This window comes from Sorangium sp. So ce887, from assembly GCF_051521455.1.
Classification (GTDB): Bacteria; Myxococcota_A; Polyangia; order Polyangiales; family Polyangiaceae; genus Sorangium.
Genome location: NZ_CP150354.1, coordinates 1,788,503 through 1,814,120, shown reverse-complemented (window position 1 = coordinate 1,814,120; position 25,618 = coordinate 1,788,503). Strand labels below are relative to the sequence as shown.

Sequence of the window (25,618 nt, the reverse complement as noted above, 5' to 3'; positions counted from 1 at the left end):
CTTCTCGATCCCGATGGGGGTTGATACGAACGAGGAATGACAACGACTGAGGCAGGGGACATCAGGAACGTTGCAATCATCGGACATAAGGGGGCTGGGAAGACATCGCTCGCCGAGGCCATGCTGTACGTCGCCAAGGCAACGGCCAAGCTCGGCAAGGTGGACGACAAGTCGAGTGTCCTCGACGACACCGCCGAGGAAAAAGAGCACGTTTGCTCGTTCGAGGCGAGCGTCGCGCACCTCTCCTGGGGCGGGAAGAAGATCAACCTCGTCGACACGCCGGGAGAGGGGAGCTTCCTCGCCGAGACGCGGCTCGCCCTCGCGGCGGTCGACGCGGCCATCGTCGTCGTGAGCGGCAAGGACGGCGTGCAGCCGATCACCGAGCGCGTCTTCGGCTGGGTGAAGGAGGCGAAGCTGCCGTGCATGATCGTCGTCACGAAGGTCGACGCCGAGAACGCGCGGCCTGACGAGGTGCTCGCCGAGGTCCGCGCGCGCCTCAAGGCGCCGCTCGCGGTGATGGAGGAGCGCATCGGCGAAGGGCTCCAGTACCGGGGGGTCGTCGCGACCCGGACGAAGAAGGCCTGGCTCGACAAGCCCGAGGCGCCCGCCGCTGCCGCGGGCTCTCCCGTGCCGGCCGACGCCGCGGGGGCCGTCGAGAAGGCCCGGGCCAAGCTCGTCGACGACGTCGCCGGCAGCGACGACGAGCTCACCGAGCGGTACCTGACCGAGGGCGACCTCACGCAGCAGGAGCTCGATCAGGGGCTCCGCGCCGCGGTTCGCCGGGGGGCGCTGGTCCCTGTCTACTTCGCCTCCGGGGTCCGCCCGAGCGGCGCCGCCGCGCTGCTCGACGGCATCGTCGAGCTCGTGCCCCCGCCGGCCGAGCACCCGGCGTGGGCCGGCGTCGTCCCGAGCGGCAAGCCGGGCGCCGCGCCGCAGGCCGCCGAGCGGCCGCCGTCGGCGGACGCGCCGGCGGCGGCGTTCGTCTTCAAGACGTCGATCGATCCGCACGCCGGCCGCACCTCGTTCGCGCGCGTGCTCTCCGGCGTGCTCCGGCCCGACGCCGCGCTGCTCAACGCGAACACGGGCAGCGCGGAGCGCCTCGGCAAGATCCACAGCGTCGTCGGCAAGGATCACAAGCAGATGGAGGAGGCGCGCGCCGGCGACATCGTCGCGCTGCACAAGCTGAAGACCACGCTGAGCGGGCACACGCTCTGCGACGAGAGGCACGCGTTCCTGTTCAGCGCGCCGGAGCTGCCGCCGGCCCTCTTCTCGCGCGGCGTGAGGTTCGACGCGAAGGGCGGCGAGGACAAGGTCGGCAACGCGCTCCACCGGCTGACCGAGGAGGACCCGGGGCTCAGCGTGCACCAGGACGCGTCGACCCGCGAGCTCGTCGTCTCGGGCCTGGGCGCCCTGCACCTGGAGATCACGGTGGAGCGCATCCGGCGGCGCGTCGGGATCGACTGCCGGCTCGGCCCGCCGCACATCGCCTACAAGGAGACGATCTCGAGGAAGGTCACGAGCGTCGAGGGCAAACACAAGAAGCAGACCGGCGGTCATGGCCAGTTCGGCGTCTGCTACATCGACATGGAGCCTCTACCTCGCGGCGGCGGCTTCGTCTTCGAGGACGCGGTCGTGGGAGGCGCCGTGCCGCGGCAGTTCATCCCCTCGGTCGAGAAGGGCATCGTCAAGTCGATGTCGAAGGGCGTCCTGGCCGGCTACCCGATGGTCGACGTCAAGGTGCGGCTCTTCGACGGCAAGTACCACGACGTCGACTCCTCGGACGCGGCCTTCCAGATGGCGGGCAGCAAGGCGTTCAAGGCCGCCGCCGCGCAGTGCGCGCCGGTGCTGCTCGAGCCCATCGTGCGGCTCTCGGTGACGGTGCCGAGCGCGGCGATGGGCGACATCATCGGCGACATCAACAGCCGCCGCGGGAGGATCATCGGCACGGACGCGTTCGAGGATCAGACGATCGTGAACGCGTTCGTCCCGCTCGCCGAGGTGCTCGAGTACGAATCGAAGTTGAAGAGCATGACCCAGGGCAAGGGCACCTTCACGATGAGCGTCGAGCACATGGAGGTCTGCCCGCCCGCGGTGCAAGAGAAGGTGATCAAGGAGAGCGGCTTCAAGGTCGAGGCCGACGAGGACTGACCGCGCACCTCGCGCGTCCCCACCCGGTAGTTCAACCGCAGGCCCTCAGGACCTACGGATGGATATGAACGATGGTCCCCTCCCCCGTGGCCCGCGCCGCGCTGGCCCCGTGCCATCCGTCGGGCACCGGCGGATCGGTCCAGAGGAACACCCGGCGCGCGTCGACCGGCGACAGGTTGATGCACCCGTGGCTGCGCGGATTGCCGTAGTCGTCGTGCCACGGCGCCGCGTGGATCGCGTAGCCGGCCTCGAAGTACTGCACCCACGGCACGTCGCGGAGCTCGAACTTGTTGTCGACCTCGTGCGCGTCCATCGTCGTCGTGACGTGCTTGTCGCGGATCCGGAACGTCCCGCGCACGGTCGAGAAGGTCTTCCTGGGGTCGCCGAGCCCGTCGCGGCCCGTCGCCGCCGCGGTCGCATAGACGGGCCTCTTGCCCTCGTAAAGGATGAGCGTCTGGCTGAGGATCGAGATGTCGATCCACTTCACGTCCCCCTGCGCGAACGACGGCAGCTCCGAGGGCTTCACCGCGATGGCGACGTCGGAGTCGCGCACCCACGTCCCGTCCTTCGCCTCGACGAGGCGCGCGCCGCCGACCTTCCTCGAGCGCCCCGTGAGCTGCACGGCGGTGTGCCAGGGAAGCTCGCCCGCCTTTTCCATCTGGCCGCCCGAGATGTCGTAGCGCTTCGCCTTCTGCCGGTGCACGAACGCGAGGGGCAGCTCCCATCCCTTGGTCATGTCCACGCCGTGGAACGTGGAGCCGCGGGCGGGCTTGAGCTTCGACGTGGGCACGAGCCGCGCGTCGGTGGTCATCGCGAAGCGCCGCCCGCCGTCGCCCATGAAGGTGTCGATGAGGGCGAGCCCCCCCTTGCGCGCGATCCGGTTGGTGATGATCGCGTAGCCCGGGACCTTGAACGACGAGATGTTCGGGAGCTGCCGCCCGCCCTTGAAGAACCAGGGGATCTCGTCGCTGCCGTTGCCGCCGAAGAGCTCGCTGTCGCCGAGCTCGGGCGGCTCGGCGGACGGGTCGCCGGTCGCGTTGCCCTGCGCGTCGAGCGGCACGTCGTTGGCGCCGATCTTGACCTCGTCCCACTTCTTCTTGAGCTTCTTGTAGCTGCGGAGGTGCCGCTCGAGGCTCATCTCGTACTGGAGCTGCTCCTTCATCGCCGGCATCCGGTAGTAGTTCGGCGCGATGGCCCTGACGAAGGCGTACGGGTACGGCATCGGCTTGGACAGGTCGGGCCGCCGCGTGAGCGCCCGGAGGATCGGGTGCTGCATGTCGATCGTGGCGTCGCTGTCGGCGCACATGTACCCGGCGGGCAGCACGCGGTAGTAGCCGCCCTGGCAGTCGTCGAACGAGACGGGCTTTTCCCCGCGGGGCGCCGTCCCGCCCGCGCGGAGGTAACCGAGCTTGGCGGAGCGGCGGTCCGCCTTCTCGTAGATGGGCGCGACCATCTGCACGGCCCCGATGCGGGGCCCGTCGGCGCGCGGGAGGGTGGCGGGGTCGTTCTCGGCGGACGTCTGGTCGGCGCCCGCGGAGAGGCTGATGATGCCCTCGGGCGTGGCGTTCTCCCCGCCGGTGCAGGCCGGCAGGACCGGCAGGGCGAGGGCGGCGACTGCCAGGGCGGGCGGGAAGAAACCGCGCGCGGGGGCCGGGATCGCGGAGCTTCGCTGTCGGGCGTCCATGCCCCGGGAATGCCGGACAGACGGGCCGGTGGCCAAATTTTGGCCGTCGCCGATGCCGCCGTGCAGCGGCCGGGAGCGCCGCCGCGCAGCGGCGGTGCACGACATTGCTGGAAGTGGTTGCGCGGAAGCCCGACCCCGGGTAGGTTCGGGGCCCTCGCGAACCCCGCGAGAGTGCGCCACTAGCTCAGCTGGATAGAGCGTCGGCCTCCGGAGCCGAAGGCCGCAGGTTCGAATCCTGCGTGGCGCGCTGGGTGTTCGACGATCCCGTAACCTCGGAGGTCGTCTGGGCCACCGCTTCCCGGAGAGCGGACCCCTGTCCAAGATCCTCGCCCCCGGGCGGTGGCGTTCTCGGCGGGGCGGCGGTTCGCGTTCGACGGCAAGAAGCGCCCCTTCCTGCGGCTCGGGTTCGCAGCGCTGGACGAGCGAGAGATCCGCGAGGCGGTGGAGAAGAGGGTCGAGGCGCTGTGAGCGGCCAGGCGGGCGACCCGACAGAGCGCCGCCACGGCCCCGCGCGTGGAAGCAGCGAACGCGGCAGAGGGACAGGAGATTCCGCCTGTCTGTCCGCGGTCGAGAGGGCAGCTCCCACCCTCGGGCGATGGCGGCACGTCGACAAAACCTCTGTCTCTCCTTTCTGGCGAGCTTACCCTATGCAGCGGGGGCGAACCGAAGGAACACGAACCACCAGATGAATCCAGACGTAGTGACCGCCCTCGGGTTCGTCGCGGCGACCCTCACCACGATCTCCTTTCTTCCGCAGGTGCTGCGCACGCTGCGCACGCGCGACACGAGCTCGATCTCGGTCGGCATGTACGCGGCCTTCGTCACCGGCGTCGGCCTGTGGCTCGTTTACGGCCTGCTCACCGGGGACATCCCGATCATCGTCGCGAACGCGATCACGTTCGTCCTCTCGGGCACCGTGTTCGCCCTCAAGCTCCGATACGGCTGAACCGCCCTTTTCCCGCCAGCCCGGCGACCGCGCGAGACCCCGTATGTCCCCGGCTCCCCGCCGCGAGGCATGCTGCGCCCGCGGTGGATGGATGATGGATCCGACACGGCACAAGGCCCTGATGGCTTGACCGCACCCGCACCCCCTCTCACCATCTAACGCAAGGGGGAACACAATGAATAGCGCGGTGCTTTACGACCTCGCGATGCGGCTGCCGCTCGCTGTCCTGATGCTCTATAATGCCCTGTTCGTCGGGCGGGATATCTACGTTCACCTGTTTCTCTGGCGCGAGCCTGCGGGGCTCACGTACGGGACGACGCTGGCCGCGCTCCTCGTCACGGAAGCGTACCTGCTGCTCGTCGCGGCGCTCACGCTGGTTCGCCTCCGCCCGGTACGCAAGCTGAGCGGCATCGTGCCTCGCATCACCGCGCTCGCCGCCGGGCTGCTGCCGGCGAGCCTGGCGTGGCTGCCCAGGGTCCCGCCGACGCCCGGCCGTCAGGTCGTGGGTACGCTGCTCATGATCGCCGGTCTGGCGCTCGCCGTGGCCAGCATCGGATGGCTGGGCAAGTCGTTCAGCCTCATGCCCGAGGCGCGCCGCCTCGTCACGGGCGGCCCGTACCGGCTGGTGCGCCATCCGGTCTACCTCGCGACGGTGATCCAGGGCGCCGGGCTGATCTTGCTCTATCCGTCCATCGCCGCGCTCCTGATCTACGCGGTCGAGGTGGTCTTGCAGATCATCCGCATGGGGTACGAGGAGCGCGTGCTGCGCGACACCTTCCCCGAATACGACGACTACGCGCGCCGGACCTCTGCGCGGCTCATCCCCCGCGTCTACTGACGAGGCGCTCGCGCGGCCCTTCACCCCCGGCGGCGCCGCGCGACAAAGCGCCACGCTGTCACAAGGGCGCCGCATCGAGGCCCTCGAGGCGGTTCAACCGGACGGGTTGACCACGCGGCCGACGAACAGGATCGCGCCGGTCGCGTGGTCCCGGATGAGGAAGAGGAACGGACGGTCGAAATGGATGGTGGCGGGCTCGGGCGCCGACGTCTCGCCGATGACCACCGCCGTCGCCGCCGCCGCCTCGGTGCCCGCCTCGTTCACGGTGACGAACGCCTTGTGGAGCACGTCGCTGATGTAGAGCCCGCCTTGCCCGTTGATCCCCGAGAAATCCGCGAGGCCGGAGAAGGCGATGGGCATCCCCAGCTCGGTGAGCGGCGGGACGAGATCGAGGCTCGACTCGATCTCGAACCTCGGCAGCGTCATCGTGACGCTCCGCGACCCGAGCGAGGCAAGGACGCCATCGAGCCGCTCCCGGTCGAGCCCCGCCTCGAAGCCCCCGAGCTCCGACGGGAGCACGAGCACCATCGACAGCTCGCCGCCGTCATAGGGCATCTCCAGCGCCTCGTAGCCGTCGCCCTCGCCATAACGGACCTGCGCGTTGCCGGTCATCATCGGCACGGAGACCGTGGAGCCGTCCGCCAGCGTGAAATCGCCGGGGGCCGTCTCCTCCTCCTCGAACGGAAACTGCCATGCTGCGTTGAAATAGATGGCGTTCGTCAGCACGAGCCGGGTCCCGGGCTGGATGGCGCCTTCGGGCAGGATGTCCTTGATCCGGTCCTCGGTGCGCTCGGCCACCCAGCCGTTGATGATCCCCCGCGCCTCTCCGGGCGCCTGGACGAAGTCGACCACGTGCAGTCCGGCCCCGTAGCTCTCCGCGAGCACGTCGAGGAACGACGGCGCGAACGAGAAGCCGACCTGCCCCCAGATCGCATTGGCCACGTTGAGCCGGAACCCCTCGCCGTCCTGCCCCTCGGCGCCCTCGCCGCGGCTCGCGAGCGCCAGATCGAGCGCGTTGAACGCCGGATGAAGCCGCTCCTGCGGAAGGGTGAAGCGCAGCGCGCGCGCCATCTGCTCCGCGGTCTCTCCGCGCGCGCCGGCATACGTCATCGCCAGCGCGCTCGACACGCTGTACGGTGAATAGAAGAGGTTGCCCGGCCCGGCGCCGACCTGACGGTAGAGCTCGAGCGCAAAGTCCGTGTTGCCGGAGGCGAGCTCCTTGGCATCGGCCTCCGGCACGTCGGGCTCGCGGATCCGCTGCTTGTCCGAGGTGACGACGCACCCCGCTGTGTCCGGATCGCTGCAACCGGACGGCGAGGGCTGCGGCGCCGGCCCGGTGCCGTCAGAGACGCAACCGGCGAAGATCAGGGAGAAGGGCAACAGGACCACAGAGATCGGAGGCCTACGCATGCGCCCGGCTCAGCAGGGGGCGTGCCGGCCCACCGTGGCGCGAGCGCCGGCAGGCGATGCATGGGACGGAGCCGCGCATGATAGGATGCGACCCGGCCATGCGGAGAGCCCGAGAGACAGCCCTCGGACGGGCGCGGCGCCCGTGATCGCGATCGTGATGGGCGTGAGCGGCGCCGGAAAGACGACGGTCGGGGTGCGCCTCGCGCGCGAGCTCGGATGGGAGTTCATCGACGCCGACGACCTCCACCCCGCCGCCAACGTCGAGAAGATGCGCTCCGGCAAGCCGCTCGACGACCGCGATCGCGCGCCGTGGCTCGCCGCGCTCTCGGCGTGCATCCGCCGGCTCCTCGACGAGGGGCGCGACGCCGTGCTCGCCTGCTCGGCGCTCAAGGCGGCCTACCGCGCGCAGCTGCTCGTCGATCCTGCGCGGATGCGCCTCGTGCACCTGACCGGCGATCCCGCGCTGATCGCCGCGCGCCTCGCGACGCGGACGGAGCACTTCATGCCGCCCGGCCTCCTGACGACGCAGCTCGCCGCGCTGGAGCCACCGGAGGACGCGATCCGCGTCGACATCGGCGGCACCCCCGAGGAGATCGCCGCCGACATCCGCCGCGCGCTCGGCCTGTGAGCCTTGCCCGCCGCGCAGCGCCCGCGCGGGACCGCAGCGCCTGCGCACGGGTCAGCGCGATTCGGACAGGCGGGACAGGAAGAGCGCGCCCTGCTCGCTGGAGAGCTCGTCGCCCCCCAGCGCGATCGTGCCCCGGAACCACCCGGCCAGCACCGGCCGCTCCCACCGGTCCATCTCCAGCCCGGAGACACGGACGTCCGCGCCGATGCGCTGGGTCCACTCCTCCTCCCCGCTCGCGCTGAGCCCGGCCGCCCACGCGCTGCACGACGCCGGATCCTCGGCCGCCTCGCACAGCGCATCGCCGGCCAGCACCACGCCCTCCTCGCTCGCCGTGACCTGGCGGGGGCTCTGCGCGTCGAAGCGCTTCACCCAGAGCACGTCGCCGTTGTCGTCGAGCTTGGCCACGAACGGCCGCGGACCGCCCGGCAGCTCGGGATCGCCGAAGACGCCGCTGCCGGAGAGCAACGCGGCGCCGTCCGGAGCCACCGCGAGGTCGAACGCCATCTCGAGCTGATCCGACGAGCCGCGGAACCGCTGGTGCCACTCGAGATCCCCGCCGTCGTCGAGCTTCGTCACGAACGTCGCCGAGCCGCGCCCGTCCTGGCTCGCGAGGAACACGTTGCGGTCCTCGTCGACCTCGATGCCGATCTCCTCGCTGTCCGATCCGCTCGGCGGGAGGCTGACCCACGCGACGCTGCCGGAGGCGTCGAGCCGGACGACGAAGGCGCCGATCGCTCGCCGCTCGATCCGCACGCCGGCGACCTTCGCCGCCCCCTCGAGCCTGCCGAGCACGAGCGCGCCGCCGTCGCCGTCGGCCGCGAGCGCCGTGCCGCTCAGGATGGCGTCCTCCTCCGCGGTGATCTGCGCCGCCCAGCGGGTCGCGCCGTTCGGGCCGAGCTTCGCGACGAACAGATCGGCGCCCGAGGGCGACGCCGCCGTGAGCCGGCGCGTCCCGAGATCGAGGGTGCCGGAGAACTCGCCGAGCACGAGCGCGTGGCCCCCCTTGCCCGCGGCGACGTCGACGGCCCCCTGCGCCACGGCGTCGCCGAACCGCTTGCCCCAGAGCGGATTGCCGCACGCATCGAGCTTCGCCACGAAGGCGTCCGCCGCGCCCGCGCTCTCCAGCCGGGTGTCGCCGAAGCGGAGCTCGCCCTCGAAGGAGCCGGCCAGCAACGCACCGCCCGTCGGCTCGATGGCGAAGCCGCGCAAGGTCGCGCTCGTGACAGGAAACTGCCGGCTGAACGGGCGCCGCCGGCAACCCGGCTCGGCCCGCGCGCCCGCGCTCGGCTCCCCCGCGCCGGACACGCTGCGGCCGCGTTCGACCGCGGCGTCCTGACACACGCCGTCGGGGTCAGCTGCCCCCGTCCCGCACATTCCAGAGGGCGATCTGTGCTCCGCGTTCGCCCCCACCGGCGCGGCGCCGTCGCGCCCCGGCTCGCCCTCCGCCACGCCGCCCGCAGCCCCCGAGACACAACCAGCTCCGCAGCAGATGACGCCACAGAGCGCGCCCAGCGCCCCCAAGACAGACCGCATACCGCATTCTCCTCTCCCGCCTCGACGCGGGCAGACTGGAAACACTGCAGGTTGTGGACCATGACCCTTCCATTTCAGACTTCTTGGAAGTACAAAAACCTCAGTCTTTCTCGTTGCATGCGAGCTCATCTGGGACGGCGAGGCGCGATCGGTCAGCACCGCTTCGTGCCGTGGCGAAGACGCTCCCGCCGGAGCGGTTAGCCAAGCTACGAACGGGGCTCTCGCCGGACCGCGAGGCCGAGCTCCTCCGGGCGTGGCGCGCGCAGCCCAGGAAGGCCGGCACACTGCCACAGTAGCGCACCCCTGCCCACTTGGGGTAGAATGCTACGCACGGCTCCGGTGGACATCGCGCCGCTGGAGGAGCCCGTTGATGCGGGCGACGGCCCCTCCATGATCCCTTATCCATCTACGATCACGACGGAGCTCCCAGCGAACGAAGGGGCCACCGCGCGGACACCCGCGCCGGCGCCGACCTCGCTGCGAGCGCCCCCCGCGATCGCCTCGGAGATGGCGATGAAGCTCCTCTGCAAATCGGCTGACGAGCGCTCCGCGCAGCACCTGAGCCTCGGCGCGCCCCTGACCGTCGAGCCGCGCCAGCGCGCGGAGCTCGCCGCGATGAACCTCACGGCGGGCCGCAGGGCGAAGGAGCGGGGCGCGCCCCCCGCGGCGGCCGACTTCTTCGAGGCCGGGATCTCGGCGCTGCCGGACGGGAGCTTCAAGCAGGACCACGAGCTCGCGTTCTCGCTGCACGCGGAGGCGGCCGAGTGCGCGTACCTCGGCGGCCACATCGAGCGCGCGGAGTCGCTGCTCGACGTGCTCGCCGCGGAGGCGCGCTCGGATCTCGAGCGCGCCCGGGCGTACGAGCTGCGCATCGCGCTGTACACAACGCAGGGCCGGCTCGACGAGGCGCTGGCGCTCGGGAAGACGGCGCTCGCGATGCTCGGCGTCCCCCTCCCCGAAGAGGGGCCGGCGCGGAAGGCGGCCGCGGAAGCCGAGCTCGCGGCGGCGCGCGCCGCGCTCGGCACGCGCCGGCTCAGGGACCTGCTCGACGAGCCCGAGACGTCGGACCCGAGGACCCGCGCGGCGCTCCGGCTCCTCATGACGCTGACGATGCCCGCCGCGCTGATCTGCCCGCCGCTCTGCACCTTCATCGCGGCCAGGCAGGTCAACCTGTCGCTGGAGCGCGGGCACAGCGGCGCTTCCCCGTACGGCTACATGGCCCACGCATGGATGGCCGCGCGGGTGCTCCGCCGCTACGACGAGGCCTACGAGCTCGGCGAGCTCGCGCTCGAGCTGAACGAGAGGTCCGGACAGGACGAGCTCTCGTGCCGGCTGCGCCTCGTGCTCGGGGCGCACATCAGCGTCTTCACCAAGCACCTGCTCTCGAGCCTCGACCTCTTCAAGGAAGCCCACGAGGCCGGGCTCAGGGCCGGCGATCTCACGTACGTGGCGCAGACGTGCGTCCATACCGCCCTCGTTCGCTTCGGGCTCGGCGACGAGTGCGAGGCGGTGCGGGCCGAGGTCGATGGGTTCCTCGCGCAGGTGCAGCGCGGCCGGGAGGAGCTCGCCGTCGCGGCGCTGACCGGGGTGCGCCGCGCGCTCGACGACCTGATGAGCGCGGCGCCTGTCGGCGCGTCGCGCGCGCCGGAGCCCGTGGTCGACGAGGCGGCGTACGAGGAGAAGCTCTCGGCGCCGGCCTATGGCGCCGTCGCGTTCATCCACTGCGCGCTGCGGCAGCAGGTCTGCTTCCTGGCCGAGGACTACGAGGGAGCTTTGCGAATGGGGTCGCTCGCCGAGGCGAAGATGCCGGGCGGCGTCGACGATCACCTCGCGACCGAGGTCGTCTTCTACACATGCCTCACGCTGCTCTCGCCCGCGCTGTCGCGCGGCCGGCAGCTGACCCCCATCTCCGTGCCGAGCTACAGGGACCGGCTCGCGGCGTGGGCGGAGCGGTGCCCGGACAACTACCGTCACAAGCACCTCCTCGTCCGCGCGGAGTCCGCGCGCGCCGCCGGCGAGGAGCTCGCGGCGATGAAGCTCTACGATCAGGCGATCGAGGCGGCGAAGGTGAACGGGTTCGTGCGCGACGAGGCGCTCGCCAGCGAGCTCTGCGCGAAGTTTCACCTGGCGAGCGGGAGGGAGCGGATCGCTCACGTCTACATGACCGACGCCCACGAGGGTTATCTGCGGTGGGGCGCGACGGCCAAAGTGCGACAGCTGTCTCGGAAGTACCCACACCTCGTGGCGCGCACCACGCTCTTCGGGCAGGCGAGCCGGCCGCCGGAGGCCGCGCCCCCGCCGAGCGCGCAGCGCCCTGGCTCGATCGATGCGCTCGCCGTCCTCCGCGCCTCGCGCGCTCTCCACGGGGAGCTCGCCATCGAGCGGCTCTTCGAGCGGCTCCTCCGGCTGCTGCGCGAGAGCACCGGGGCGCGGCGCGCCGTGCTGCTCCTCGCCCGCGACGGCGCGCTGACCGTCGAGGCCGAGCTCGCCGGCGAGGCCGAGGGGGTCCGTTTCGGAGCGGGGACGCCGCTCGAGCGCATCGCCGATCTCGCCGCGAGCGTCGTTCAGCACGTCGCGCAGACGCAGCAGCCGGTCGTGCTCGCGAGCGCAGCGGCGGACGAGCGGTTCGCGCAGGACCCCTACCTGATCGAGGCCGGTCCGCGCTCGATCCTGTGCCTCGCCATGACGCACCAGGGCCGCCTCACGGGCGTGCTCTACGCGGAGAGCGACGCGGGCACCGGGGCGTTCCGCGCGGCGCAGCTCGAGCTCTGCGGCCTGCTCGCGTCGCAGGCGGCGGTCGCCGTGAACAACGCGGTGCGCTACGGCGAGGCGCAGCGCGCCGTGAGCGATCTCCGGCGCTGCAACGAGGCGCTCACGTCAGAGGTCGCTCGCCTCACCGAGGAGCTCCGCGCCAGCAATCGCGAGGCGGAGAGCCCCTGGAGCGAGCTGAGGCGCTGCAGCGACGCACGGTAGATCCGTGGCGCACGGTCAGCCCCTGGTCGTGCCGAGCTGTCCGACCCGAGGAGACGCTGCTCGTCGCGCGGTGAACTGGATTCCTCCGGCCTGGAATCTCCATGGAACCTGGGACGCGCTGGACAACACAGCGCCGGGTCCGCGCGGCGGAGATCTCATCACGGAGCCATGACGCGGGAATCAGGGCGGCCGCAAATGATGCGTAGTCCGGGAGCTGCGCGCCGGAGCTCCGCCCGAGACGCGCCGAAGCGTGAAGAGGGCGCCGCAACGCGAAAGAGACGCGCAGCAGCGCGAAAGAGGCGTGCTTCTGCGCGAAACGCGCGTGACAGCGCGGCAGCATCGCGCGGCAACAGCGCGGATGGCGCCTGGCGCAGAGCGCCCCAGACCGGATAAACCGGTGCCGGAAGGCACATGATCTGAGATGTAAGGTGCTCCGGATCTCACGGGAAGGAGGGAAGACGCAAAGCATCTTCCGTCTCCCAACCTTTCCGTGATCCCCTTCGAGCTAAAGCGGGGCCGCTCCCCCGCCCCCCGCATTGCGGGTCGGGCGAGGGAAGCGCATCAACGACGGGCTCGCCTCAGGCGCCGCCCTCGCCAGCGCCGCCCTCGCCAGCGCCGCCTTCACCGGCGCCGCCCTCGCCAGCGCCGCCTTCACCGGCGCCGCCCTCGCCGCCTTCACCGGCGCCGCCCTCACCAGCGCCGCCCTCGCCGCCTTCACCGGCGCCGCCCTCACCAGCGCCGCCCTCGCCGCCCTCACCAGCGCCGCCCTCGCCGCCGGCGCCGCCCGTGCCGCTCGCCGACGAGCTGGTCGTCGTCCCGGAGGTGGTACCCTCATCATCGCCGCATCCGGCGCCAATCATCAGGGTCGCGCCAAGCAGCAGCGCGCTTGCAAAGATGCTCATCGAAGCTTTCATATATCGTTCTCTCCGTTGGGTTGTTCCCCCCCAAAAGAATTGCCGGTACAGACCCGCACCGTTTACCGCTCCACACCGCCACGGCGACTCAACTCACGCCAAAATCGCGCAAATTGTGCGCCCGCGAGCTACACGAGCGCTCCACCATGCGATGGTTCCGGTGTCGGTTCGTTGGTGATTCCGTTATTGTGGATGATAGGCCACCATACTGGATTACGCAAGCTTTTTGTCTCACTGCATCATCGTTGCATGTGGGTGGCCCACCGCGAGCACCTGCCGGTCAAGCACATTCGCCGACGTGCGCCCAGGCGCACGTGAGGCATGAAAAGCGACTTTGCTTGACCCGGCATCCGCTATAACGGATAAACCTCCAGAGGTGAAGCCCCTTGAGCCAAAGCGTGCTCGCGTGATCGACGTGGAGGAGCACCGCCGGGGCCGCGCAGCACGCAACCACGGCCCGGCCGCGGCGCGGGCGCGCTTCGTCCGGCTCCCCCGTGTGGGGTTGGCTTCCCGTCTGGCCCATGAGGACATGTTGCGCGGAATGCAGTGCAAGTCCCAGGCCTACCGCCCGTCGCGCCCCGGGCGCTCCGCACCAGGGTCGCTGTCCTCTGGATGAGCCCGCGGAGGCCCACGAGATGAGGCGCCCGACCCGGCAGGGGTCGTGACGCTCTCCCCGCCCCCTCGAAGACCGCACGCATGAGGCCGCTCGGGTCGATGGGCCGGCACGTCGCGGGGAGGAGATTGCAGGGCTGACCCAGGAGAGCCCTTGTCCTGCTCAGGGGCGCGGGCACGCCCGGACAAGACTCGATATCCCGCTCGGGCTCGCTCGGGCGCAGCGTTCGAGATCAGATGGGGTGTGCGAGCGAGAGGGGGCGCCCCAGGCAAACGGCGCTCGCTCACCGGACACCCGCCGCTCGCTGGCCGGCCGACGGGGGGAGAGCGCCCGAGCGCCCTCCGCTCCCTCGACCCTCACGGGTTGATCTCGTCGCCGGGGCCTCGCTCCCGGGCGCAGGTGAGCTCGCCGGCGCGGGCTCTGGCCGCAAGGCTCGCCACGGCGGCCACGAGGGCGGCGGGCTCGATCGGCTTCGTTGCGTGCATGTGGAAGCCGGCGTCGAGCGCGCGCTTCTGATCCTCCTTGCGAGCATAGGCCGTCAGCGCCAGCGCGGGCAGATCGCCGCCGGCGTGCGCGGGGCGCTGCCGGATGGTGCGGATGAGCTCGTAGCCGTCCTCGCCCGGCATGGCGATGTCGCTCACGAGCACGTGCGGGCGGGCCGCGCAGAACGCGGCGAGCGCCTCGCTGGCCGAGGCCACGGCCGTCACCTCGGCGTGGTGCTGCGAGAGCACCTCCTGGAGGAGCTCCCGGGCGTCCGCGTCGTCCTCGACGAGCAGGACGTGGAGCCCGCCGAGATCGAACGCGGCCTCCGACGACGCGAGCGAGCGCGAGCGCACCTCCTTCATCGACGCCGCCAGCGAGCTGCGCTCGACCCCGCAGAGCGGGAGCCGGACCACGAACATCGACCCCTTCTGCAGCCCGGGGCTCTCGGCCACGACCGAGCCGCTGTGGGCCTCGACGATGTGACGCACGAGCGACAGCCCGATGCCGAGCCCCGCGTGCGTCCTGCGGCTCGTGCTGTCGGCCTGGCGGAAACGCTCGAAGACGAAGGGCAGGAAATCGGGCGCGATCCCTTCGCCCGAGTCGCGCACCGTGAGCTCCGCGTAGGCGCCGGCCCGCCGGAGCGAGACGAGGATGTGGTCCCCAGGACGCGTGAACTTGAGCGCGTTGGACGTGAGGTTCGAGACCACCTGCTGGAGCCGATCCACGTCGCCGTTCACCTCGATCACAGGGTCGAGCGAGACGTCGATCGTGAGCCCCTTCGCCTCGGCGGCTGGACGGATCGCGTCGATGGCGATCTCCACGACGGGCGCGAGCGCCATCGGCGCCGCGCAGATGCGCAGCTTGCCCGTCGCGACCCGGGAGACGTCGAGGAGATCCTCGATGAGCTTCGTCTGCGCGGCCACGTTGCGCTCGATCACCTCGAGGCCATGCGACACCCGCTGCTCGTCGAACGGCTCGCCGCGCAGGAGCTGCGTCCAGCCGAGGATCGCGTTGAGCGGGCTGCGCAGCTCGTGGGAGAGCGTGGCGAGGAACTCGTCCTTCAGGCGGTTCGCCTCGCGCGCCTCGGCGTGCACGCAGTTCTGGATGGCGATGGAAGCGAGCTGCGCGAGCTGCACGAGGACCGTCTCGTCGTCGTCCGAGAACTCGCCGTCGTGCCGGTCCGAGAGCTGGATGGTCCCGATGTTCTGACCGTCGGCCGCGGTGAGCGGCACGGCGAGGTACCCCCGCGGCGGCGGCCTCTGCCCGGCGTCGTCCAGCCACTCCGGGTGCTGCGAGAGCTCGCGCTGCGTCATCCGGAGGGGCCTGTTCCTGCCGCACACGTACGCGCACAGCCTGCCGGCGATGGGGGGCGGCGCCTCCTGCTGGAACGTGGCGTACCGCTCCGAGAGCGACACCGCAGTCCGCGCCCGCTCTCCGGGCTTCTCCAGCTTCACGAGCGTCATCGCATGATGGGCGCAGCCGACGTCGCGCGCCGCCTCGGTGATCGCCGCGACCATGGCGTCGAGCGACATGGCCGAGTTGATCGTGAGCGCGGCGCGGTTGAGCCGCTGGAGCTGCTCCGCGTGCGCGCGCAGCGACTCCGCCTGGAGCCTGATCTTCTGTGTCTTCTTGGAGAGATCGACGAAGACAGACACCTTGGTGCGGAGGACCTCGGGGGCGAACGGGGTCATGATGTAGTCGACCGCCCCGAGCGAATAGCTGCGCTCGACATAGGCGCGATCGTTGTGCGCCGTCAGGAAGATGATCGGCGTGTGCAGCGTGCTCCTCCGCTTGCGGATGAGCGTCGCCGTCTCGAACCCGTCTATCTCCGGCATGTTGATGTCGAGGAGGATGACCGCGAACTCCTCCTGCAGAAGGCTGCGGAGCGCCTCCCTGCCGGACGCCGCCTTGACGATGTTCTCGCCGAGCGGAGCGAGAACAGCCTCCAGGGAGAGGAGCTGCTCAGGCCTGTCGTCAACGACCAGGATGTTGACCCTGCCTACTTCTGCCCTCATCCCGCGTCTCCTTGCCCTCCTGCCCGGCGTCAGCGCCGCGGCCAACCTCGCAGCATCCTCAGGAACTCTTCTGTGTCCACCGCTTTCGGGCGGCGAATGCCGCGCCTGCTTCAGGGTTCGGCTCGAAGAGGTTCATGGCGACAATGTCGCCTGATGGGCGCAGCGCCGCCTCGCGGCGAGGAACGGGCCCGCGCTGCGTCCCGACCGAGCGGCGCCCGCGCGCTGGGAGGCACCCCCGACGGCGGTCGAGCGCGCGCGGACCCCGCTCCTGCCGCCGGCCCCAGAACGCTCGGCCTCCTCGGCATGGCCGCCCCGTTGATCCATTCCAGCCCTCCCTGAACTGCACTGACGAGCCCGTATCGTAATCTAGGCGCCGTCCTACCCGCGACCCTGGGGTCGCCTGCAGTGCCAATAAGGGAGCTCCCGATGCTGCTCCATGATCCCCGAAAGGTCGACCGTACACCGAAGCGCGCCGGCGTGGAAAGGGATTTCGCGGCGCCATGGGGCGAGCGCCACCTCATGGAGAGGCCGTGAGGGAGATCGCGAATCGAGAGAGAGGCCACGGAGGAAATCGATGCGAAACGCGATGCGAAACACGAAACGCGATGAACAACCGATGCAAAAGCGGACGCGAGAACCGACGCGACAGGCGCGTAAAGCAGCGCGGTTGTTGTTGGCGCTCTCCGTGTCCGTCGCGTTTCCGTGGTGAGGAGTTTCTCCCGCGCTCCGCGCGCCGTCGCCACGCTAGGTGGAGGAGCGCCGCTCCTGCAGGGAGCGCGAGTGCCGGAGGATCACCTCGAAGACCTCGGCGATCCCGTCGGCGTCGAGGCCGAGCTCGACGGCGCGGCGGCGGCGCGACTCCATGAGCCGCGCCTCGCGCACGGGATCCCGGACCGCAGCGCCGATCGTGGCCTTGGCGCGCGCGGCGCGCTGGACGAGCTCGGACCGGCGCGCGAGCAGGTCGACGAGCTCCAGATCCAGCTCGTCGATGAGCTCCCGCGTCTCGCGGAGATCGGGGGAGAGCGAGCCGAGATCGGGGATCGAGAGCGCGGCGAGGTCCTCGGGCGCGGCGTCCTCGGTCGGGACATCGAGGCTGCGATCGACGGCGACGAGCGCGTTGATGAGGCGGCGGCGCGCCTCGCTCGCGAAGGGGTTCTCGCGGTGCAGCGCAGCGAACAGGTGCCCCGCGTCGACGCGCACCGTCTCGATCGTGTGCGCGATGCCCTGGAACGAGGGCGGCGCGTACGGCGCGCCGGCGGGCACGCCCGCGTCCAGCATGCCCTTCGCGATGAAGAACGCGAGCGCGTGCGTGAAGGCCATCACCCGGTCGTGCTCGTCCGGGGCCTGCTCCAGCACCTGACACCCGATCCGCTCGAACAGCGCGACGACGCGGCGCACCGCGTCCGGATGGAGCGGGTTCGGGCAGACGACGGCGCGCAGCGGGCGCTCGCCGCGGGCGAGGCTCGCCGGACCGAAGAGGGGGTGCGTCGCCACCCAGGGCCGGTCGGCGCCGAGCACCTCGGCCATGGCGCGCGCCGGCACGGTCTTCACGCTGCCCACGTCGGCCACCGCCTGCCACGGCGCGAGGTGCGGCCGCAGCGAGACGAGAGCCTCGCGCATCGCCGGCACCGGGACGGCAACGAGGACGAGGTCCGCGCCGTCCACGAGCTCCGCAAGCGAGGCGGCCCGCACGGCGCCGTGGATCTCGGCGCCAGGGTCGAACGCGCGCACCGCGATCCCCGCGTCGCCCAGCAGCGACCCGAGCGCCGCGCCGAAGCGGCCATACCCGAGGAATGCGACCTTGCCTATGCGCGCGGGAGGAGCGGAACCGCCCCAGGGATGTGGGAGAGAATGCGGCATGCGGCGGATACTACGACAGCCGGTCTACGCCGATGTCACGTTTTCTCGGCGCCGCTGCGAGGACCTGCGCGCGTGAAGGCGCCTGCGCCCGTGAGCGATCGCGATGGCCTTCCGGCTTCTCCATGCCTGCCCCTGCTCCCAGGCGGCTGCGCCCCCTCGGCGAGGACCGGAGGCGCCCTCGCCCGAGGCGGGGCGCGAGCGATCGGCGCCGGCTCACTTGAGCTGCGCCGCGGCCACGCCGAGGATCGCGAGCAGCGACGCGAGGGCCGCGATGAGCGCGAGGCGCACCTTGTGGCTCCCCTTGTGTGGCGCGTCGTGCGGGAAGGGCGGCGAGAGCGCCGGCGCGCCCGGCTCGGCGGCCTGCTGCAGGCGCGGCGCGGCGCGCGGCTTCGCGTTGAGCCCGAGCCCGATCGTCGGGAGCGAGGCGCGGGGGCGCGGCGGCAGCGTCGCGCCGAGGACCCGCGCGGCGCGCTGCGCGTACTCCTGGCTGCCCACCGGCGCGTGCGGGGCGAGCGCGATCGCCAGCTCGGCCACGTTCGCCGGCCGCCGCGCCGGGTCCTTCTCGAGGCAGCCGAGGAGCACGCGCTCGACGGTGGGGGGAATGTCGGGCCGGAGCGCGCTCGGGAGCGCCGGCTCGGCGCTCGCGACGCGCAGGGCGAGATCGGCGGGCGAGCTCGCCTCGAAGGGAGGCTGCCCCGTCAGGAGCCGGTAGAGGATCGCGCCGAGCGACCAGATGTCGGCGCGCGCATCGAAAGCGCTCGACGGCCGCAGCTGCTCCGGCGCCATGTAGAAGGGACAGTCGAGCCCCTCCTGCGCCGGCACGCCGCCGTCGCCCCCGCTCGCGAAGGACGGCTCCGTCGAGATGCCGACGTCGAGCACCTTGAGGAGCGTCGCGCCGCCGGGGGTCGTCGTGAGGAACAGGTTCGCCGGCTTGAGATTGCCGTGCACGATCCCCGCGGCGTGCGCCTCGGCCATCCCCACGCAGGCCTGCAGCACGCAATCGACGGCCTCCGAGATCTCGAGCTGGCCGCGGTCGCGGAGCAGCTCGGCGAGGTCGCGGCCGTCGAGGTGCTCCATGACCAGGTACGGGACGCCCGAGTCGAGCTGACCGACGTCGAGCCCCCGCACCACGTGCTCGCCCTTGAGCCGCACCGCCGCGCGCGCCTCACGCAGGAACCGCTCCACGAGCGCAGGGCTGGAGTCGCCGACCAGGAGCTTGATCGCGACCCGCTCGGGATGGACGAGGTGGCTGGCGCCGAGCACCATCCCCCTCCCGCTCCTGGCCAGGACCCGGTCGACCCGGTACTTCTCGGCGATCACGTCCCCTGCAACGACAGGTGCGTTCATCGAAGCTCCCCGGTGTGCGCGCCGGCGCCGGCAGCCGCCCACCCGCCGGACATGCGCAGCCTCATCCTATCACCTTCGCTCGCTGGATTGATCGAGGAGCAGCGCGAGCAGGAGCGGGCCACGAGGACCGGACGGGAGGCTCGAGCCCCCGCTCCACGAGGTTCGCTCCGACGGCGCCGGGTGCGCGAGAGATCTCGCGCGCTGCGCATTGTCAGACGGAAGCCAGGCGAGCGCCGTCTCGGCGCGGGCTCGAGCGCTGAGCCCGCCGGACGCGCCGCGCGAGGCCGCGCGAGGCCGCGCGAGATCAACGTGCCGCGCAGGCCGCGAGGGTCCCACCCGGCCAAAGAGCAATCCGACGTTTCCGCCGTACCATGAGGCCGAGGATTTCCCCGCTCGCGTGCACGCGCACTTTGCTTTACATTCCCGTGAACTGCGCGAGGGGGAACGCGTATGACTCGGGCGGAAGCGACCCAGGTCCACCGCTGCGGCCGCTTTCTGCTCCGCAGGTTCACGGTCGCCGGCAGGACGGTCGTGCAGAAGACCGTCCGCGGGAGCCCCCCGGCCCCGGGCGCGGCGGCTCTCCTGCTGCGCGAGCACGCCTTCCTGCGCCGGCTCGACGTGCCGGGGGTCGCGCGGCCGCTCGCGCTGGAGGGCCCGGAGAGCGCGCCCGCGCTCCTCCTCGAGGACGCGGGCCCCGAGGACCTCGAGCGGCGGCTCGCCCGAGGGCCGCTCGCGCTCGATGCGTTCTTCAACATCGCCGTCGCGCTCGCCGACATCTGCGCGCGCATCCACGCGGGCGGCGTCGTCCACCGCGCGATCGCCCCCAGCCGCGTGGTCCTCGGCGCGGACGGGCAGGTCACCCTCGTCCACTTCGTGGACGCGGCCGAGCTCACGAGCGCGCCCGGCGCCGTGGAGATCGAGAAGCTGAAGGCGCTCCCCTTCCTGTCCCCCGAGCAGCTCGGGCGCACAGGCCGGTTCATCGACGCGCGCTCGGACCTGTACGCGCTGGGCGCGACCTTCTACGCCATGCTCATCGGCGCGCCGCCGTTCCAGGACCTCGATCCGCTCGCGCTCGTGCACGCCCAGCTGGCGAGGAGCCCCGTGCCCGCGCACGAGGTGAGCGCCTACGTCCCCGCGACGCTGTCCGAGCTCATGCAGCGGCTCCTCGCGAAGATGCCGGAGCTGCGGTACCAGAGCGCCGAGAGCCTCGCCCAGGACCTGCGCGAGGCGCGGAGGCGATGGCTCTCCACCGGCGACATCGAGCCGTTCGAGCTCGGCCGCCTCGACCTCGCGCGGTGGCTCCCGCTGCCCGAGCGCCTGTTCGGGCGCGAGCGCGAGCTCGCCACGCTGCACGGCGCGCTCGCCCGCGCGTCGGAGGGCCGGACAGAGCTCGTGCTGGTGACCGGAGAGGCGGGCATCGGAAAGACCGTCCTCGTCGAGGCGCTGCAAAGCGCGGTCGCCGAGCGGGGCGGGCGGTTCATCGAGGGGAAATTCGATCTGCGCGCCGCCAACGCGCCCTACGCCCCCCTGACGGAGGCGCTCCGCGCCCTTGCGGCCGCGCTCCACGCCGAGCCGGAGGACAGCCGCGCGCAGCTCAGGGACGCGGCGAGCGCGCCAGGCCGCGTGCTCGCCGCGCTCTGCCCGGAGCTCGCCGACCTTTTCGCGGGGACGCCCGATCTGCCCGCCGTGGATCCGATGCGCGCGGAGGGCCGCTTGCTGCTCGCGATCCAGGACTTCGTGCGCGCGGTGGCCGGCCAGCGGCCGCCGCTCGCGATCTTCCTCGACGATCTCCAGTGGACGGACGCCGCGTCGCTCCGCGTCCTGCGCGCCCTGGCCGCGGATCCAGGCAGCCGGCACGTGCTGCTGATCGCCGCGTACCGGCCGACGGAAGTCGGCCTCATGCACCGGCTCCACGGGACCCTGGAGGAGCTCCGGCAAGCCGAGGTCCCGATCACCCGTCTGCCGCTCGGCCCGCTCGACGCGCAGGCGATGGTCGCGCTGCTCGCCGACGCGCTCCGCTGCGAGCCGGAGCGGGCGCGGCCGCTCGCGGAGCTCCTCCTCGCCAAGACCGCCGGCAATCCCTTCTTCGTCCGCCAGCTCCTCCGATCGCTCCAGGGGAAACGGCTGCTCCTCTTCGACGCGAGCCGCTCGACGTGGACGTGGGACCTCGGCCGGATCGAGCGGGTCGGGGCCACCGACAACGTGGTCCAGCTGATGGCGGAGTCCGTCCGCAAGCTGCCCGCGGAGGCGCAGGAGCTCCTGCAGATCGCCGCGTGCATCGGCAGGCGCTCGGAGCTCGGGATCATCGCGGCCGTGTCGGGCCGGTCCATCGACGAGACGATCGCGTCGCTCGGCCAGCCGCTCCGGGAGGGCCTCATCCTGCCGAACAGCGCGCGCGAGCGCGGCCGGGAGCTCGCGGTCCGGTTCGCCCACGATCGCGTCCAGCAGGCCGCCTACGAGCTCGCGCCAGAGGAGCGGCGGAGGCAGCTGCACCTGGAGATCGGCCGCTTCCTCGAGGCCTCCTGCGGCGCCTCCTGCGGCGACGAGGTGGAGAGCGCGCTGTTCCACGCCGTGGACCAGCTGAACCTCGGCCCGACGCCGCTCGACGCGGAGCCGCGGGGCCACCTCGCGCGGCTGAACCACCGCGCCGGACTCAAGGCGCGCCGCGCCGCGGCCTACGGACCGGCGCTCGCATACTTCCGCAGCGGCCTCCGCTTGCTGCCGGAGGGCGACCCCCGCTCGTGCTACGAGCTCTGGTTCTCCCTCCACCGCGACGCGGCGGAGTGCGCCGCGCTGACCGATCAGCACGCCATGGCCCGCGCGCTCGTGGAGGAGGGGCTCCGCCACGCGACGTCGATCCCCGAGAAGGTCGATCTGGAAGCGCTCCGGATCATGAGCGCGACGATCACCGGCGAGCACGATCTGGCGCTCGGCTGGGGACGCGACGCGCTGCGCGTGGACTTCGGGGTCGAGCTGCCCGCGGCGGATCTCGACGGGGCGATCGCGGCGCAGCGGTGGGCCATCGCCGAGCACGTCGCGGCGCGCTCGCCCGAGTCGCTCGTCGACCTCCCCCGCGTGACCAGGCCAGAAGCCCGGGCCCACATGAAGCTCCTCGCCGAGATGGTGGCCCCCGCCTGGTTCGCGGACCGGAAGCAGCTGGTGCTCCTCACCGCCCTCGGCGTCCGCTTCGCGCTGGAGCACGGCAACTCGAGCGAGGCGATCCTCTCCTACGCAGGGCACGCGCTGCTCCTGGCGGCCGAGGGCGAGCTCCAGAGCGCCCAGGGCTTCGGCCGGCTCGCCGTGGAGCTCGCGCGGAGGTTCGAGGATCGCGCCCAGGAGACGATCGCCCGGTACATGTACAACGAGTTCGTTCAACCGTGGATCGCGCCGCTCGCCTCGAGCGCGGGGCCGTTCCGCGAGATCATCGCCCTGGGCCTGTCGTCCGGCGAGCTCCGCTTCGCCTCGTACGCGCGCACGGGGCTCGTGGAGCACTCGTTCGCCGCAGGGGTGGAGCTCGATCGCGTGCTGGTCGATCTGAACGACGCGCTCGCGTTCAGCCGGCAGACTGGCAACAAGTCGACGCTCCTCCACCAGCTCGCCTACCGGCAGACCATCCGGTGCCTCAAGGGGCTGACGAGGAGCCGGAGCCTGGCCGATGACGCTGAGTTCGACGAGCGGGCCTTCCTCGAGGCGGCGCAGAGGGAAGGGTCGACGATGTGTGTGTATCACATCGTGCGCCTCCAGGCCTCTTACACGTACCGGAACCTGGCCCAGGCCGCCGCGCACGCCGACGCGGCGGTCCCGTACATGCACTTCCTCGGCGGATACATCCCCGAGTGCCAGCACGCGCTGTATACCGCGCTCACGCTGCTGTGGCGGTGCGACGAGGCCGACGCGCGAGAGCGGGCCGCGCTGCTCGCGCGCGTGGCCGACCTGCAGCGCGTCCTGCAAAGGTGGGAGTCGGGCTGCGCGGAGAACTTCCTCCCGCGGCGCCTCCTCGTCGACGCAGAGATCGCCCGCGTCGAGCGCAAGTTCGAGCTCGCCGGCGCGCGATACGACGAGGCCGTCGTCGCGGCGACGCGCGGGGGATCCCTCAATCTCTCGGCGCTCGGCAACGAGCTGGCCGGGCGCTTCTACCACGGGCTCGGGCGGGCGCGGATCGCGGCCCTGTACCTGCACGCCGCGCGGCAGGGGTTCGCCCGCTGGGGGGCTTCGGAGAAGGCCCGCGCGCTCACGGACGAGTTCAGGCTCTACGGGCCCTGCGAGGAGCCCGAGCTCGTCGAGCAGCGGCTGCCGGCGGTCGCCCTCGACGCGCTCAGCCTGCTCAAGGCCGCCGAGACCCTCTCCGGAGAGATCGTGCTCGATCGGCTGCTCGAGAAGCTCCTCGGCGTCTGCCTGGAGGCCGCCGGCGCGCAGCGCGGGGCGCTCGTGCTCGAGGAAGAGGGGGAGCTCTTCGTGCGGGCCGTGGGGTCGGTCGCGGCCCCGGTCTCCATCGAGCGCACGCCGCTTTCCCGGTCGTGCGAGGTCCCGCGGCGGGTCGTCGAGCACGCGCACGGAGCGCGGGAGCTCCTCGTGCTCGACGACGCGGCCTGCGAGCCGGAGCGCGACCGCGATCCTCGCTTCGCCGAGGGCGGGTCGAGGTCGGTCCTGGTCCTGCCCATCCACCGGAAGGAGGCGCAGCTCGGGGTGGTCTACCTCGAGAACAACCTCACAACGCGCGCCTTCACGCGCGATCGCGTCCGCGTGCTGGAGCTCCTCTCGGACCAGATCGCGATCGCCCTCGAGAACGCCCGCCTCTACCGCGAGGCGCAGCACGCGGTCTGCGTCCGCGACGACTTTCTCAGCGTCGCGTCGCACGAGCTCCGGACGCCCGTCACCTCCCTGCGCCTCGGCCTCCAGGCGCTGCTCCGCCGGAGCGGCCACGCGCCCGAGGATCGCCTCGGGCGCGCCCTGCACCGGATGGATCGGCAGGTGCAGCGGCTCACCCGGCTGATCGACGATCTCCTGGACGTCTCGCAGCTCCACACCGGCCGGCTGGAGCTGCACGTCGAGCCGGTCGACCTCGGGGAGGTCGTGGATGAGGTCGTGGAGCGGCTCGGCGAGCGGGTCGCGCAATCGGGCTCGCTCGTGAGCGTGCGCGCCGAGCCCTCCGTCGTGGGGTCGTGGGACCGGAGCCGGCTCGAGCAGGTGGTGTCGAACCTGCTCGACAACGCCCTCAAGTTCGGCGCGGGCAAGCCGATCGAGATCACGGTGGCGCGGAAAGACGGCACGGCGGAGCTCGTGGTGCAGGATCAGGGCATCGGGATCCCGGCCGGGCGACTGCCCTACGTGTTCGAGCGGTTCGAGCGCGCTGTGTCGAGCCGCCACTTCGGGGGGCTCGGGCTCGGGCTCCACGTCGTGAAGAGCATCGTGGAGGCGCTCGGCGGCGCGGCGCGCGTGGACAGCCGCCCGGGCGAGGGGGCGCGGTTCACGGTGGAGCTGCCCTGCGAGCCGCCGGCCGCGAGCCGGACGGCGCCGGCGTCGCTCGACGGCCTGCGCCCCTGACGCGCGCCGGCCCGAGGGGCCGCTACGGCCTGCGCCCCGGCTGCTGGGGGACCATGAGGATGTACGGCGTCTCCGGCTCCTGCCCCGGCGGCACCGCCGTCGGCGCGCGGGCGCCCTTCGCGCCGAGGCTCCGGATGAAGCGGTACATCGCCACGAGGTCGCTCTCGTGCATGGTGGCGTAGTTGAGCCAGGGCATCGGCGGGCGGCCCGCCGCTGCGCGGAACATCCTCACCCAGGCGTCCTCGCTGAGGTCCTGGACGGAGAGCCGGAGGTTCGACGCGTAGCTCGTCCCCCACGGACCGCGGTAGCCGATGTCGTTGCCCGTCAGCCACTCCGAGGCCGGGAGCCTGCCGCTCGATCTGTCCCAGCCCGGGGTGTGGCAGTCGTTGCACCCGCCCACGAGGATCAGGTATCGGCCCGCCTCCTCCGGGCTCACCGCCGTCACGTGCGGCGAGGCAGGCGGCTGAGCACAGGCCGCACAGCCGATCACCGCCGCCACCGCCGCGCCCGGCAGCCCGCGCACAGCCCAGCGCGCCGCGTGCGCCGCGCGCGCCCGCGCGGCGGCGGAGGACCTCGATCCGGCGCGCATCTCGCTCTCCTTCCCGGCCATTCCATCCGTCGTGCAGCGCGCATACCGGGCCGCGGCGCGGCGCGGGGCGGAACGCGTCCGCCGCCGTCGGAC

General features: G+C 71.9%; 15 protein-coding genes and 1 tRNA gene. 8 read left to right on the top strand and 8 right to left on the bottom strand.

What is annotated here, in order from left to right; genetic code table 11:
* Positions 1 to 36: 36 nt before the first annotated feature.
* Positions 37 to 2,148, top strand: a complete 2,112-nt coding sequence (gene fusA, locus WMF36_RS06880) for an elongation factor G (RefSeq protein WP_437578798.1) — start codon at positions 37 to 39, stop codon at positions 2,146 to 2,148.
* A gap of 52 nt (positions 2,149 to 2,200) precedes the next feature.
* Here fusA and WMF36_RS06875 read toward each other — a convergent pair whose 3' ends face one another.
* Positions 2,201 to 3,832 carry a L,D-transpeptidase gene (locus WMF36_RS06875; protein ID WP_437578797.1) on the bottom strand — a complete coding sequence of 544 codons (1,632 nt, stop codon included), beginning with the start codon at positions 3,830 to 3,832 and terminating at the stop codon, positions 2,201 to 2,203.
* Positions 3,833 to 4,005: 173 nt separating this feature from the next.
* On the opposite strand from WMF36_RS06875, the gene WMF36_RS06870 reads away from it, so the two are divergent.
* The 4 genes from WMF36_RS06870 to WMF36_RS06855 all read left to right on the top strand — a co-directional run bounded on the left by WMF36_RS06870 (position 4,006) and on the right by WMF36_RS06855 (position 5,616).
* Positions 4,006 to 4,079 (top strand) — tRNA-Arg (locus tag WMF36_RS06870).
* A 92-nt stretch (positions 4,080 to 4,171) separates the two neighbouring features.
* A complete protein-coding gene (locus tag WMF36_RS06865; RefSeq protein ID WP_437578796.1) occupies positions 4,172 to 4,300 on the top strand; it encodes a hypothetical protein in 129 nt (42 codons plus the stop codon).
* Between the two features lie 217 nt (positions 4,301 to 4,517).
* A complete protein-coding gene (locus WMF36_RS06860; protein ID WP_437578795.1) occupies positions 4,518 to 4,778 on the top strand; it encodes a SemiSWEET transporter in 261 nt (86 codons plus the stop codon).
* Positions 4,779 to 4,953: 175 nt separating this feature from the next.
* Entirely contained in the window at positions 4,954 to 5,616 is a 663-nt protein-coding gene (locus WMF36_RS06855) for a methyltransferase family protein (RefSeq protein ID WP_437578794.1), read from the top strand.
* A 93-nt stretch (positions 5,617 to 5,709) separates the two neighbouring features.
* On the opposite strand, the gene WMF36_RS06850 is transcribed toward WMF36_RS06855, so the two are convergent.
* Positions 5,710 to 7,005: a serpin family protein gene (locus tag WMF36_RS06850; RefSeq protein WP_437578793.1), complete on the bottom strand. Its 1,296-nt coding sequence runs from the start codon at positions 7,003 to 7,005 to the stop codon at positions 5,710 to 5,712.
* A 163-nt stretch (positions 7,006 to 7,168) separates the two neighbouring features.
* Here WMF36_RS06850 and WMF36_RS06845 point away from each other — a divergent pair, with 163 nt between their 5' ends.
* Positions 7,169 to 7,654 carry a gluconokinase gene (locus WMF36_RS06845; protein ID WP_437581862.1) on the top strand — a complete coding sequence of 162 codons (486 nt, stop codon included), beginning with the start codon at positions 7,169 to 7,171 and terminating at the stop codon, positions 7,652 to 7,654.
* A 51-nt stretch (positions 7,655 to 7,705) separates the two neighbouring features.
* Here WMF36_RS06845 and WMF36_RS06840 read toward each other — a convergent pair whose 3' ends face one another.
* Positions 7,706 to 9,187 (bottom strand): hypothetical protein, encoded by a 1,482-nt coding sequence (locus WMF36_RS06840; RefSeq protein WP_437578792.1) that lies wholly within the window; start codon positions 9,185 to 9,187, stop codon positions 7,706 to 7,708.
* A gap of 321 nt (positions 9,188 to 9,508) precedes the next feature.
* Here WMF36_RS06840 and WMF36_RS06835 point away from each other — a divergent pair, with 321 nt between their 5' ends.
* Positions 9,509 to 12,160 (top strand): GAF domain-containing protein, encoded by a 2,652-nt coding sequence (locus WMF36_RS06835; protein WP_437578791.1) that lies wholly within the window; start codon positions 9,509 to 9,511, stop codon positions 12,158 to 12,160.
* Positions 12,161 to 12,738: 578 nt separating this feature from the next.
* Here WMF36_RS06835 and WMF36_RS06830 read toward each other — a convergent pair.
* The 4 genes from WMF36_RS06830 to WMF36_RS06815 all read right to left on the bottom strand — a co-directional run bounded on the left by WMF36_RS06830 (position 12,739) and on the right by WMF36_RS06815 (position 19,392).
* Entirely contained in the window at positions 12,739 to 13,062 is a 324-nt protein-coding gene (locus tag WMF36_RS06830) for a hypothetical protein (protein ID WP_437578790.1), read from the bottom strand.
* A 981-nt stretch (positions 13,063 to 14,043) separates the two neighbouring features.
* Positions 14,044 to 16,185: a response regulator gene (locus WMF36_RS06825; RefSeq protein ID WP_437578789.1), complete on the bottom strand. Its 2,142-nt coding sequence runs from the start codon at positions 16,183 to 16,185 to the stop codon at positions 14,044 to 14,046.
* Between the two features lie 744 nt (positions 16,186 to 16,929).
* The gene (locus WMF36_RS06820; protein ID WP_437578788.1) at positions 16,930 to 18,045 is read right to left on the bottom strand and encodes a prephenate dehydrogenase/arogenate dehydrogenase family protein; all 1,116 of its coding nucleotides are present in this window, start codon (positions 18,043 to 18,045) and stop codon (positions 16,930 to 16,932) included.
* Between the two features lie 213 nt (positions 18,046 to 18,258).
* Positions 18,259 to 19,392: a serine/threonine-protein kinase gene (locus WMF36_RS06815; protein WP_437578787.1), complete on the bottom strand. Its 1,134-nt coding sequence runs from the start codon at positions 19,390 to 19,392 to the stop codon at positions 18,259 to 18,261.
* Positions 19,393 to 19,842: 450 nt separating this feature from the next.
* On the opposite strand from WMF36_RS06815, the gene WMF36_RS06810 reads away from it, so the two are divergent.
* The gene (locus WMF36_RS06810) at positions 19,843 to 24,936 is read left to right on the top strand and encodes a sensor histidine kinase (protein ID WP_437578786.1); all 5,094 of its coding nucleotides are present in this window, start codon (positions 19,843 to 19,845) and stop codon (positions 24,934 to 24,936) included.
* Positions 24,937 to 24,958: 22 nt separating this feature from the next.
* Here the strand turns inward: WMF36_RS06810 and WMF36_RS06805 are convergent, their stop codons facing one another.
* Entirely contained in the window at positions 24,959 to 25,525 is a 567-nt protein-coding gene (locus WMF36_RS06805; protein ID WP_437578785.1) for a cytochrome C, read from the bottom strand.
* Positions 25,526 to 25,618: the final 93 nt, after the last annotated feature.

Bases quoted from the DNA above. Each gene is read 5' to 3' on its own strand.
- fusA (WP_437578798.1), top strand. From the start codon at position 37: ATGACAACGACTGAGGCAGGGGACATCAGGAACGTTGCAATCATCGGA.
- WMF36_RS06875 (WP_437578797.1), bottom strand. From the start codon at position 3,832: ATGGACGCCCGACAGCGAAGCTCCGCGATCCCGGCCCCCGCGCGCGGT.
- WMF36_RS06860 (WP_437578795.1), top strand. From the start codon at position 4,518: ATGAATCCAGACGTAGTGACCGCCCTCGGGTTCGTCGCGGCGACCCTC.
- WMF36_RS06855 (WP_437578794.1), top strand. From the start codon at position 4,954: ATGAATAGCGCGGTGCTTTACGACCTCGCGATGCGGCTGCCGCTCGCT.
- WMF36_RS06840 (WP_437578792.1), bottom strand. From the start codon at position 9,187: ATGCGGTCTGTCTTGGGGGCGCTGGGCGCGCTCTGTGGCGTCATCTGC.
- WMF36_RS06835 (WP_437578791.1), top strand. From the start codon at position 9,509: ATGCTACGCACGGCTCCGGTGGACATCGCGCCGCTGGAGGAGCCCGTT.
- WMF36_RS06830 (WP_437578790.1), bottom strand. From the start codon at position 13,062: ATGAGCATCTTTGCAAGCGCGCTGCTGCTTGGCGCGACCCTGATGATT.
- WMF36_RS06825 (WP_437578789.1), bottom strand. From the start codon at position 16,185: ATGAGGGCAGAAGTAGGCAGGGTCAACATCCTGGTCGTTGACGACAGG.
- WMF36_RS06820 (WP_437578788.1), bottom strand. From the start codon at position 18,045: ATGCCGCATTCTCTCCCACATCCCTGGGGCGGTTCCGCTCCTCCCGCG.
- WMF36_RS06815 (WP_437578787.1), bottom strand. From the start codon at position 19,392: ATGAACGCACCTGTCGTTGCAGGGGACGTGATCGCCGAGAAGTACCGG.
- WMF36_RS06810 (WP_437578786.1), top strand. From the start codon at position 19,843: ATGACTCGGGCGGAAGCGACCCAGGTCCACCGCTGCGGCCGCTTTCTG.
- WMF36_RS06805 (WP_437578785.1), bottom strand. From the start codon at position 25,525: ATGCGCGCCGGATCGAGGTCCTCCGCCGCCGCGCGGGCGCGCGCGGCG.